General features: G+C 41.9%; 10 protein-coding genes and 2 pseudogenes. 7 read left to right on the top strand and 5 right to left on the bottom strand.

What is annotated here, in order from left to right; all coding sequences use genetic code 11:
• Positions 1 to 400 precede the first annotated feature (400 nt).
• Positions 401 to 1,618, top strand: a complete 1,218-nt coding sequence (gene sstT / locus IYQ92_RS08895) for a serine/threonine transporter SstT (protein WP_195676319.1) — start codon at positions 401 to 403, stop codon at positions 1,616 to 1,618.
• 219 nt (positions 1,619 to 1,837) lie between these two features.
• Here sstT and IYQ92_RS10550 read toward each other — a convergent pair.
• Positions 1,838 to 2,679: pseudogene (locus IYQ92_RS10550) on the bottom strand (transposase); the annotation flags it as partial.
• Between the two features lie 3 nt (positions 2,680 to 2,682).
• Positions 2,683 to 2,967: pseudogene (locus IYQ92_RS10730) on the bottom strand (IS110 family transposase); the annotation flags it as partial.
• 332 nt (positions 2,968 to 3,299) lie between these two features.
• Between IYQ92_RS10730 and IYQ92_RS08885 the strand changes: the two are divergent.
• Genes IYQ92_RS08885 through IYQ92_RS08870 form a run of 4 tightly spaced genes read left to right on the top strand, consistent with a single transcriptional unit; the run spans position 3,300 to position 7,241 of the window.
• Positions 3,300 to 4,145 carry an SAM hydrolase/SAM-dependent halogenase family protein gene (locus tag IYQ92_RS08885; protein ID WP_195676318.1) on the top strand — a complete coding sequence of 282 codons (846 nt, stop codon included), beginning with the start codon at positions 3,300 to 3,302 and terminating at the stop codon, positions 4,143 to 4,145.
• A 26-nt stretch (positions 4,146 to 4,171) separates the two neighbouring features.
• Positions 4,172 to 4,717 carry an ECF-type riboflavin transporter substrate-binding protein gene (locus IYQ92_RS08880; protein WP_195676317.1) on the top strand — a complete coding sequence of 182 codons (546 nt, stop codon included), beginning with the start codon at positions 4,172 to 4,174 and terminating at the stop codon, positions 4,715 to 4,717.
• A gap of 24 nt (positions 4,718 to 4,741) precedes the next feature.
• Positions 4,742 to 6,418, top strand: a complete 1,677-nt coding sequence (locus IYQ92_RS08875; protein WP_195676316.1) for an ABC transporter ATP-binding protein — start codon at positions 4,742 to 4,744, stop codon at positions 6,416 to 6,418.
• Positions 6,411 to 7,241, top strand: coding sequence for an energy-coupling factor transporter transmembrane component T family protein (locus IYQ92_RS08870; RefSeq protein WP_195676315.1), 831 nt, complete (start codon positions 6,411 to 6,413; stop codon positions 7,239 to 7,241). The genes IYQ92_RS08875 and IYQ92_RS08870 overlap by 8 nt, the downstream gene beginning before the upstream one ends.
• 44 nt (positions 7,242 to 7,285) lie before the next feature.
• Here the strand turns inward: IYQ92_RS08870 and IYQ92_RS08865 are convergent, their stop codons facing one another.
• Genes IYQ92_RS08865 through rsmG form a run of 3 tightly spaced genes read right to left on the bottom strand, consistent with a single transcriptional unit; the run spans position 7,286 to position 10,067 of the window.
• A complete protein-coding gene (locus IYQ92_RS08865; protein WP_195676314.1) occupies positions 7,286 to 7,957 on the bottom strand; it encodes a potassium channel family protein in 672 nt (223 codons plus the stop codon).
• 11 nt (positions 7,958 to 7,968) lie between these two features.
• A complete protein-coding gene (locus IYQ92_RS08860) occupies positions 7,969 to 9,348 on the bottom strand; it encodes a TrkH family potassium uptake protein (protein ID WP_195676313.1) in 1,380 nt (459 codons plus the stop codon).
• A 5-nt stretch (positions 9,349 to 9,353) separates the two neighbouring features.
• Entirely contained in the window at positions 9,354 to 10,067 is a 714-nt protein-coding gene (rsmG, locus tag IYQ92_RS08855; RefSeq protein ID WP_195676312.1) for a 16S rRNA (guanine(527)-N(7))-methyltransferase RsmG, read from the bottom strand.
• Positions 10,068 to 10,205: 138 nt separating this feature from the next.
• Here rsmG and IYQ92_RS08850 point away from each other — a divergent pair, with 138 nt between their 5' ends.
• Positions 10,206 to 10,757 (top strand): LemA family protein, encoded by a 552-nt coding sequence (locus tag IYQ92_RS08850; protein ID WP_195676311.1) that lies wholly within the window; start codon positions 10,206 to 10,208, stop codon positions 10,755 to 10,757.
• Between the two features lie 17 nt (positions 10,758 to 10,774).
• Complete coding sequence (gene htpX, locus IYQ92_RS08845) at positions 10,775 to 11,668, top strand: zinc metalloprotease HtpX (protein ID WP_195676310.1); 894 nt, start codon at positions 10,775 to 10,777, stop codon at positions 11,666 to 11,668.
• The last annotated feature ends 88 nt before the right edge of the window (positions 11,669 to 11,756 follow it).

The raw sequence follows: 11,756 nt of genomic DNA, 5'->3' as shown, positions 1-11,756 counted from the left end.
AACGGTAAATTAGGCTTTTTAAAAACTAGCGGAATTTAGTCTGAGACAGATTTCCACTAGTTTTATCATTTCTTCGTAGACTAAGTTCCACTTCTAAATATAGTGGAACTTACTTTGCGAAGTTACCAAGAAACTATTGATTTCAGAAAACTATTTTTCATAAATTTTGAGTTATTTTTTATAAAATAGTGCTATAATGTACTCGAAAACGGGTACTGTTGAATGAAAAAATCTAGATATCTCGATAATTCTCAGGAAACTTTCATAAAAATGCATACGATGAAAATTGAAGTTGTGCACATTTTCTTCATGCGTTTGTCGTGATAACATTTGAGAAAATATTGACTTTATACAATTTTTGTAATATTATAAAATTTGAAAAAATATTTTGGAGATAGATATGAATCGAATTTTTAGCGCGTGGAATCGCGCCAGTCTCATTAAACGTATCGCAATAGGAGTTGTTGTTGGATTAATTTTAGGAATACTTATTCCTAAAATCTCAGCAATTGGTTTACTAGGAGATTTATTTGTCGGTGGTTTGAAAGCAGTTGCTCCGCTTTTAGTTTTCACCTTGGTTGCCAGTGCTCTTTCCCAACACCGCGAGGGAACGCAAAACAACATGAAAACAGTTGTCTTCCTCTATCTTTTAGGGACTTTTGCAGCAGCTTTGGTCGCTGTTTTGGTGAACTATATTTTCCCGTTGACTTTGGTTTTGAGCAAGTCTACCAAGACTAATTTGTCAGCTCCGCAGGGGGTTGCAGAAGTTTTCCAATCATTGTTGCTAAAAGTTGTGGATAATCCAATAAACGCTATTGCTCAGGCTAACTATATCAGCGTGCTCTTTTGGGCAGTTGTCTTCGGTCTAGGAATGCGCTCAGTCAGTCAACACACCAAAGATTTGATGCAAACTTTTGCTGAAGTGACTTCAAAAGTGGTTCGTTGGATTATTAATCTAGCACCGTTTGGAATCATGGGGCTGGTCTTTACAACGATTTCTGAAAATGGTATCTCAGTTCTTGCTAAATACGGTCTTTTGATTTTGACCTTGGTTGGTACCATGCTGTTTGTGGCATTGGTGGTTAACCCGATTATTGGTTTTATCGTGACACGTGAAAATCCTTATCCTTTGGTTTTCCGCTGCTTGAAGGAGTCAGGAGTTACAGCTTTCTTCACACGCAGTTCAGCAGCCAATATTCCTGTTAATATGAAGTTGTGCGAAGACTTGGGCTTGAATAAAGATACTTACTCAGTGTCTATTCCTTTGGGGGCTACGGTCAATATGGCTGGCGCAGCTATTACCATTAATGTCTTGACCCTCGCTGCTGTTAATACTTTGGGAATTACAGTCGATTTTCCAACAGCTTTTCTTCTTAGCATTGTTGCAGCTATTTCTGCTTGTGGTGCGTCAGGGGTTGCAGGTGGTTCCTTGCTCCTTATCCCAGTAGCATGTAGCTTGTTCGGTATTTCAAATGATATTGCCATGCAGGTTGTCGGTGTCGGGTTTATTGTGGGAGTCATCCAAGACTCTTGTGAAACAGCCCTCAACTCATCAACAGACGTTCTTTTCACAGCTCTTGCTGAAAAGTCTGTTTGGGGTAAAAAGAAAATGTTATAATAAGATGGTTGGGCAAAAGCTCAGCCATTTTTAGCTATAGTTTTTACCTATAGCTTCGCTAATAAAGAGACAATTACAAAAAACTTGCTATCTATGGTAAAATAGGAAAATCATAAAAAGAAATAGGTGAAGTTTGAAAAAAGATAAAAGCTAATTGATTTATTGTTTACCCTGATTTTGAGCACACTAAAGAGAGGTCTTGAGACCTGATTTTTGACATTAATTGACATTGAATCCGTGTTGTTGTGCAAAACGAATAGCATCTTGAATAGACATTGTTTTGTCAGGATTTCGTATTTCGGTTAGCCCTTGTAGAAGAGGATTGTAGTCTTCTTGTTTTCGTAGCACTTGGTAATAGAAACGAGTAATCTTCGACAAATAGCGATAATTGCTTTTCGATGCCTACGCCGTCTCTTGAGTTTAAGATACTTATTTCTCAATTCTGAATGCTTGTCAGACTTGACGACAGCGTTGGCAATTTGAACAAGGAAGGGTTTGAGGTATCTACCACCTTTAGAAATACGAGTAGAATATTTCTTTCCGATACTTTCATTGTTAGCTGGTACTAAACCTGCCCAGGAACAAAGTTTGCCAGCTGATTCAAAGACTGTCATATTGCTACCAATCTCTGAGATAACTCGAAGGGCAGAAAGTTCCTCTTTGAAATCAGAAACGGTTTGGATAAGTTTAACCTCTTGGCTATATTCAGCCCCTAGTTCCCAAATCATCTGCTCTAGGTCCTTTTTACAAATAGCGAGAGCATTGTAATGAACTTTGATAACTTTAACCTTCTCAGCTTGTTTGGGTGTCACATCGCCATCCATAGCGATTTCTAAGTCTTGAACTTTATTCTTCATTCTCTTGTGAACCAGCTGCTCAATGTTTGGTTTGTTTTCCGGATTGTCACGGATGCTTTTGATAATAGCTTGAGCACTTTTTCCGAAAACATCGGAAACGACACTTGCAATTTGGAGGTTAGACCAAGCGAGACAATTCTGATAGCGATTTTTCTCACTGACTTGAAGTTGTGTTAACTTCATGCGATAGCAAAAGAGGTCGGTCATCCATTGAGCATCTTTCTTGTCGGTCTTCTTTCCTCGAATCGCTTTGACATACTTGGGATGAGCCAAGCAGATATTGCAGGATTCTTCGAGGATATTGAAAACAGGAATCCAGTACTTACCAGTTGATTCCATACAGACATCAAAGCAGGAATAGTATTCCAACCAATCTCGTAGCTGAATGAGACCATTGGTAAAGGTTGAGAAGCGTTTACGATGGTACTCAGTGATTCCTTGCTTGTTGGTGATGACAATAACCGCTACGACAAAGGTTTTATGGACATCAATCCCACAACAATTAGGGTAAACAAGATTAACATGAGGGGTCTCCCTTCATCATATTTGAGAAGTCCCTATCCCTTGACTGTTCTTCCTTTTCACAAACGAGTCGTTTATCCAATTATAAGTTTACGTGCTCTTAGTCACAGTTAGTTGTGCTTGATAGGAAGAACTACACCTGTAAACATGCGAGGTAGTGGTGTACCACTCACTTATTCACCTCCCCGTGATTTGTAGTAGTGATAGGGCTTCTCAACTCTATTGTAAACTAAAATAAAGAGCACAACACCTTTTCATTTAGTGTTGTGCCTTGAGTGAAACGAAAGGAATGAATTATAAGTATGACTAATAATTTGTTGGTGCTGCAATCGGACTTTGGTTTGGTTGACGGTGCCGTTGCTGCTATGTTTGGGGTGGCTTTGCAGGAGTCAGCTGAGTTAGAGATTCACAATCTGACCCACGACATCACTCCCTACAATATTTTCGAGGCTTCCTATCGTCTCTTCCAGACGGTTGAATATTGGCCGCAGGGGACAACATTTGTTTCGGTTGTTGACCCAGGTGTGGGCTCTAAGCGGAAGAGCGTCGTAGCTCTGACAGAAAGTAACCAGTTCATCGTAACGCCTGACAACGGGACGCTTTCTTACATCAAGAATCATGTCGGTATCAAGGCTATTCGTGAAATTTCTGAAGTTAAAAACCGCCGTCAGAACACCGAGTATTCCTATACTTTCCACGGCCGTGATGTTTATGCCTACACGGGTGCCAAGCTGGCTAGCGGTCATATCACTTTTGAAGAAGTTGGTCCAGAGCTGTCTGTCGATGATATCGTAGAGTTACCAGAGGTAGCAACGAGGATTGAAGACGAGACAGTTTTCGGAGCTATTGATATTCTGGATGTTCGCTTTGGTTCACTCTGGACCTCTATCAAGCGTGAGGAGTTTTATACGCTGGCGCCAGAATTCGGAGACCGTTTCGAAGTGACTATCTACAATAATGATATGTTGGTCTATCAAAACCAAGTCACTTATGGCAAATCCTTTGCGGATGTCCGCATCGGTCAACCCATCCTCTACATCAATTCACTTTATCGCCTTGGTCTAGCCATCAACCAAGGGTCTTTTGCCAAGGCTTATAATGTTGGTGTCGGTTCAAACTGGCGTATCGAAATTCGTCGCATTGCTTAATCAATCATTCACATAAAGGAGAACTCATGAAAAATAATTCTATCAAAACGGTTGTCGCAACAGGTATCGGGGCAGCCCTCTTCGTTATCATCGGTTTGTTTGTTAACATTCCCGTATTTTCAAACACTAGCATCTCACTTCAATATGCCGTCCAAGCACTATTTGCTGTCATTTTTGGTCCAGTTGCTGGCTTCTTCGTTGGTTTCATTGGTCACATGATTAAAGACATGTTTTCAGGATATGGTGTTTGGTGGTCATGGGTCTTGCCAAGTGGTTTGGTTGGACTTGGTATCGGTCTTTTGAAAAATAAACTTCAAATTGAAAAGGGTAAACTTTCAACGAATGATTACGTCTGGTTTAACCTTGTTCAAATTGTGACAAACTTTATTGCCTGGGGATTGATTGCTCCGCTTGGTGACATCGTTATTTACAGTGAACCAGCTAAGAAAGTCTTTACTCAAGGTGTGATTGCAGCGACTTCAAATGCTTTGACAATTGGTATCGCAGGTAGTATCTTGTTGGCTGTCTATGCCAAGACTCGCACACAGTCTGGTAGTTTGTCTAAAGACTAAACTCCTAGCTTAAGGAAGAATTTGATGACTAACTTTATTGCATTTAAGGACTTTACTTTTAAATATGATGCTCAGGCAGAGCCCACTTTGAGAGATATTAATCTGTCTATCGAAAAAGGGCAGAAGGTCTTGATTGTTGGTCCGTCTGGTTCTGGGAAGTCCACTCTGGGGCAGTGTCTTAATGGCATTATCCCTAATATCTATCATGGTGAGAAGTCTGGTTCTTTAACCATTGATGGCAAAGATGCTTTTGACTTGTCTATTTACGACAAGTCTCATTTGGTTTCTACGGTTTTGCAGGATCCAGACGGTCAGTTTATTGGACTGACTGTGGCTGAGGATTTGGCTTTTGCCTTGGAAAATGATTGTCTTGTCCTTGATGAGATGAAGGGAAAGGTTGATTATTGGGCGGACAAGCTAGATTTACTTGACCTGCTTGAACAACGTCCACAGGATTTATCTGGTGGGCAAAAGCAGCGCGTCAGTTTGGCAGGGGTGCTCATTGATGAAAGTCCTATTTTGCTCTTTGATGAGCCTCTGGCTAACCTTGATCCCAAGTCTGGGCAGGCAACCATTGACCTGATTGACCGCATTCACGAGGAGACTGGTGCGACGACCATCATTATCGAGCATCGCTTGGAGGATGTTTTCTACCGTCGGGTGGACAAGATTATTTTGGTCAATGATGGGCGTATTCTCTTTGACGGTGAGTCTGATCAGCTTTTGCAGACAAGTCTTTTAGCTGAAAATGGCATCCGCGAACCTCTTTATGTGACTGTTTTACGTGATTTAGGGTTGAATCTTGATTCTGCGCAGCACCTGTCCAAACTCAGTCGGATGGACTTAAGTCAGATTAGTTTCAATGAAAAAGCTTCAACAGCGCAGCCATTACCTAAGGAAAAACTGCTGGAAATTAAGAATCTAAACTTTGCCTATGAGCTGGGGCAGCCTATTCTTAAGGATGTGTCACTGACTATTCATAAGGGCGAGCGAATTTCTATCGTCGGGAAAAATGGGGCTGGCAAATCTACCTTGGCCAAGTCTCTTTGCCAATTTATCCCAGTGGAAGGCCAGATTCTCTATCAAGGACAGTCTATTGCCGAGGATTCCATCAAGGAGCGTGCTGAGCGCATCGGTTATGTCCTGCAAAATCCTAATCAGATGATTAGTCAGGCCATGATTTTTGACGAGGTGGCACTAGGTCTACGTTTGCGCGGTTTTGATGAAGCGGAGATTGAAGAACGTGTCCATCAGACGTTGAAAACTTGTGGGCTCTATGAATTTCGTAAGTGGCCCATCTCAGCCTTATCTTTCGGTCAGAAGAAGCGCGTGACCATTGCCTCAATCTTAGTATTAAATCCAGAAATCATTCTCTTGGATGAACCGACCGCCGGTCAGGATAAGCGCAACTACACTGAAATTATGCAATTTTTGGATGAATTGAACGCAGCTGGCCATACCATTATCATGATTACCCACGACATGCAGCTCATGCTGGAATATTCGGATCGCAGTGTCGTAGTCTATGATGGGCAAATCCTCGCGGATGACAGTCCTGTCAATATTTTCAACCAGGATGATATTTTGGAGCGGGCTAATTTGAAGAAAACCAGCCTATTCGACTTGGCACAGCAGTTGAAGGCGGATCCGATTGCCCTCACCCAGTACTACATTAAACAGCAAGGAGGACAGCATGGCTAATCAACTCATTGGTTATCAAGACGGTGACAGCTTTCTTTACCGTCTGTCGGGTGCCAGCAAGCTTCTTTTCTTTGTCCTAGTGTCGATTGCTTGTATGACCACCTATGATACGCGGCTCATTATTTTTATTGGCTTGCTGTCACTTTATCTCTTTAAGCTGGCCAATATTCACTGGCATCAGGTGTCCTTCGTCGTCAAATTTATCAGCTTTTTTGCCTTGATTAACGTTGTCGTTGTTTATCTCTTTGCGCCTGAATACGGTGAGAAGATTTATCAGGCTAGGACATTGCTCTGGGCTGGCTGGGGAAGGTTTTATCTGACTAGTCAAGAACTCTTTTATCTCCTGAATTTGTCCCTTAAATACTTTTGTACGGTGCCATTGGCGGTGCTCTTTCTCATGACAACCCATCCTAGCCAGTTTGCTTCCAGTCTCAATCAGATTGGGGTCCCTTACAAGATTGCCTACGCTGTCAGCTTGACCCTACGTTACATTCCAGATGTGCAGGAAGAATTTTATATGATTCGTATGTCGCAGGAAGCGCGTGGTTTGGAACTGTCAAAGAAGGCTAAGTTGGTGGACTGTATCAAGGGTAATCTGCAGATTGTCATTCCTCTGATTTTCAGTTCACTGGACAGGATTGATACGGTGTCAACTGCCATGGAATTACGCCGTTTTGGTAAAAATAAAAAGCGGACTTGGTATACTTACAAGGCATTTTCAAAGCAGGACATGTTGACTATTGTCATTGCCATGCTTATTTTGGCTGTTAGCCTTGCACTCTTTTACATCAATCACGGTCGTTTTTACAATCCATGGTCATAAATGAAGAATAGGAAAAGCCCTCCGAATTTCGGAAGGCTTTTTGCTTAGTCAAAATAACCAAGATAATCATACTTTTCAAAGGTATTGGTATTGGCAATGGCAACAATGACTGTCCCCTCTTTAAGTGGGTGATTGAGGGAAAAATCAGTTTTGAGCGTTGCATTCTTAGAATCGCGCGTGCCGATAAGATTGAGTTCGAATTTCTTTCGAACATCTAGCTGAACAACGGTTTTACCAACCCAAGATTTTGGAACTTTAAATTCAACCACTGAGATTCCTGATTCAATTTCAAAAATATCTGTAATACGGTGACGAAGTAAACTGGAGGCAACATAGTGACCAGATTCTCGTTCTGGAGAGATGACTAGGTCTGCACCGATTTCGTAAAGGACTTCTTCGTAAGTGCTGTTGCGGGCCTTAGCAATGACTTGTGGCACCCCAAGCTTCTTGCAGTGCATGGCAGCTAGCACCGAACTTTCAAGGCTATTTCCTGTTGCGATGACGACAGAATCACAGTCTTCAATACCGATGTGTTTTAAAAAATCAATATCGGTAATGTCCCCGATAACTGCTTTGGTCACAAAGTCAGAGACGGCCTGGACATTGTCAGCCCTATTGTCAACAGCGATGACATCCTGTTCAAATTTACTTAATTCTTGTGCTACGGTTTGACCAAAAATCCCCAAACCCAGCACGCCAATAATTTTTGTTTTCATAGAAAATTTTCCTAACCTAAAATAATATCAGTTTCGGCATATTGAATGTCTTTTTTTGTCTTTTGCATGAGAGACATTAAAACCGTGATAGGACCGACACGTCCCAAAAACATTAATACCATAACGACCAGGCGACCTCCAGTTGACAAGTGGGTTGTCACATTCATGGTCACCCCGACAGTGGCAAGAGCACTCGACGCTTCAAAGAAAAGGGCGAATGGGTTTAACTGTGGCTCTAATTCGAGCAAGAGCAGATAGCCGACGATGAGAGTGCCAAAGAAAAAGACAAGGACAGTCAATGTCTGACGCACCAGCCTTGAAGAAATGACGCGGAAATGATAGGTCACCTGACTTTGTCCGCTTAATTCAGCCTTAAAGAGCAAGAAAATGATGGCTGCAACAGTGATTTTAAATCCCCCAGCGGTTCCTCCAGGTGCCCCACCAATCAACATTTGAATGATATAAACAAGATTAGTAGAAGCATCTGTTTGTGTGTAATCCAGCGTTGAAAAGCCAGCCGTACGCATGGTTACCGTTTGAAAGAAACTCACCAAACCTTGCTGGAAAACGTTCAGCTGACCGATTGTCTTTGGATTCCCCAATTCCAGAACCCAAGACAGCACCGTCCCACCAACCAGTAGCAGGCCAGTTGTTTGCAAGACCAAGCGAGAGTGATTACTCAAAGCTCTGCTGAACGTTTTGCTTGTTTTAGGACCTTTGGTCAATAGCTTGCGCCCAGCAGCCAGCAAATCCTTCCAAACCCCAAAACCAAGTCCTCCAGCGATAATTAAGAAGGAAATAACCAAATTAACAAGAGGATTTAATTTAAAGGAAGCAAGGCTGGTAGACCCAAAATTGTCAAAACCTGCATTACAAAAGGCAGACACAGCAAGAAAAATACTATTGAAAATGCCATGACCAAGCCCAAAACGAGGAATAAAGTCAATCATGAGTAGCGATACAGCAATCCCCTCAACAGCAAATGTTACCTTGAAAATGAGAAAAAGGTAATCTTTGAGCTGATCAGCCGTATCGTAGATAATAGCCGACTGGAGCAAACTTTGTTGCTTCAGAGACATCTTTTGCTTGAGAGCATAGTAGGACAGGGATATGAGCGTTACGAGCCCCAGCCCACCAATCTGCATGAGCAGCATACAGACGACTTGCCCCCAGCCATTATAAACATCTCCAACTGCAAAGACAGATAATCCTGTCACACAAACCATGGACACTGTTATAAAGAGATGGTCTAGGTAAGTCGTGTGCGGTGCATTGGTATAATGGAAAATAGGAAGAGAGAGCAATAGACTACCAATCAAAATAACTGCCAAAAAGCTGAAACTGAGTTTACGTGTAATTGGCATGGTCTTCAAATTGAAAAAATCTTTCATAGCAATTACAAGGGTTTCTTATTAGGGGTGCCAGCTTTACGGGGATATTTGTTGGGCGTTTCCTTCTTCTTATCCACGATAGTGATATTGCGTCCGTCACCATTTGGAAGGTTGTAATTTTCGTTAAGACTGACTTGTGAGAAGAGTAGACGAAGCGCATTGCTAGCGTCAGCGATTTCTTGGTCAGCTGCGGCGGCTTTGAGGGCAATGAGGCGTCCGCCAACTTTCAAGAAAGGAATGGTCAACTCAGACAAGACCTGCATACGGGCGACAGCGCGTGCGGTGACAATGTCAAATTGTCCACGAAATGCCTTATCTTGTCCAAAATCCTCAGCACGCCCATGGTAAAAATGCACCCCAGTCAAACCAAGCTCATCAGCTAATAACTTAAGGAAATTAATCCGCTTGTTGAGCGAGTCAATGATAATCACATCAATCTCAGGGCAGATGATTTTCATCGGGAGGCTAGGAAAACCAGCCCCAGCCCCGATATCCAGGAGACGGATAGGTTCATTTGTGATATGCCCCTGTAAAACGGGAGCAACAGAGTCATAGAAGTGCTTGAGATAGACTTCTTTCTTGTCTGTGATGGCTGTCAGATTGATTTTTTCATTCCATTCAACGAGGAGTCTGAAGTAGGTTTCAAACTGCTCTTTTTGTTGCTCAGATAGGCTGATATTAAAGGCTTCAAGTGCCTGATAAAATTCTTCTGGTGTCATAGTAACTCCTTACATTCTAATCGATTAAAATCCTTTTCTATTCTATCATAAAACTAAAGAATCATAAAAGCATAGTCTTTACTTTACATAAGTTCTTTAAAATTGCTATAATGATAAAAACAAAAGGAGACAACACTTATGATGTGGATTATTTTAGCTATTATTGTTGTTCTAGTGATTTGGGTAATTACTAGTTACAATGGTCTTGTTCGCTCACGCATGCAGACCAAAGAATCTTGGAGTCAGATTGATGTTCAATTGAAACGCCGTAATGACCTCATTCCTAACTTGATTGAGACGGTTAAAGGCTATTCAAGTTATGAAGGTAAGACGCTTGAAAAAATTGCAGAGCTTCGTGCCCAAATCGCTCAAGCTAAGTCACCAGCGGAAGCTATGGCAGCTAGCGACCAATTGACCAAACAAGTTTCAAGCATTTTTGCAGTCGCTGAAAATTACCCTGACCTCAAGGCTAATGCCAGCTTTGTTAAACTACAAGACGAGTTGACTAATACGGAAAATAAAATTTCTTACTCTCGTCAGTTGTACAACACAACAACATCGAACTACAATATCAAATTGGAAACTTTCCCAAGCAATATCGTTGCCAAACTCTTTGGCTTCAAAGCAGCAGACTTCTTGGAAACACCAGAAGATGAAAAAGAAGTTCCAAAAGTATCTTTTGACTTTTAATCAGAAAGGAAGCAATCATGCTGTATGATCAAATTGCTAGTAACAAGCGTAAAACGGTCGTTTTGCTGATTGTCTTTTTCTGTCTCTTATCAGCCATTGGCGCAGGCGTCGGTTACCTCTTCATTGGTAATCTTCAATTAGGGGTAATCATCGCCCTTATCATCGGGATTATCTATGCAGCCAGCATGATTTTCCAATCGACTGATGTTGTTATGTCCATGAACAACGCCCGTGAAGTGACGGTTGACCAGGCACCCGACCTTTATCACATCGTTGAGGATATGGCTATGGTAGCTCAGATTCCCATGCCTCGCGTTTTCATCGTTGAAGATGCCTCTATGAATGCTTTTGCAACAGGTTCAAGCCCTGAAAATGCAGCAGTCGCAGCCACAACAGGCCTTCTTGCGGTTATGAATCGCGAAGAATTGGAAGGGGTTATCGGGCATGAGGTCAGCCATATTCGTAATTACGATATCCGTATTTCAACCATTGCGGTAGCATTGGCTAGCGCCATCACCCTGATTTCAAGTATTGGAAGTCGTATGATGTGGTACGGTGGTGGCAGACGCCGAAATGATGACAGAGAAAGTGAGGGAGTAGGCATTTTGTTGTTGATTTTCTCTATTTTATCAATCATCCTTGCTCCCCTCGCAGCTACTCTAGTTCAATTAGCCATTTCACGCCAACGTGAATATTTAGCGGATGCTAGCTCAGTTGAGCTGACTCGTAATCCCCATGGAATGATTAGAGCCCTAGAGAAATTAGAACAATCAAGCCCTATGGAACATCCTGTTGATGATGCCAGCGCAGCACTTTACATCAACGACCCTATGAAAAAAGACGGCTTCAAGCACCTATTTTACACCCATCCACCGATTGCAGATCGTATCGAACGCCTTCGTCAAATGTAAAGAGATATCGACATGGTTGCTTGTCACCAAATTGATAAAAATTAAAGGACAAGTTAAGAAAAAGTTGTTATAATAGAAAAGGACATCA

The organism is Streptococcus sp. HF-1907 (genome assembly GCF_015594605.1).
In the GTDB taxonomy this organism is placed as follows: Bacteria; Bacillota; Bacilli; order Lactobacillales; family Streptococcaceae; genus Streptococcus.
Note: the sequence above shows the minus strand (reverse complement) of the source record. Positions and strands in the feature narration are given on the sequence as shown.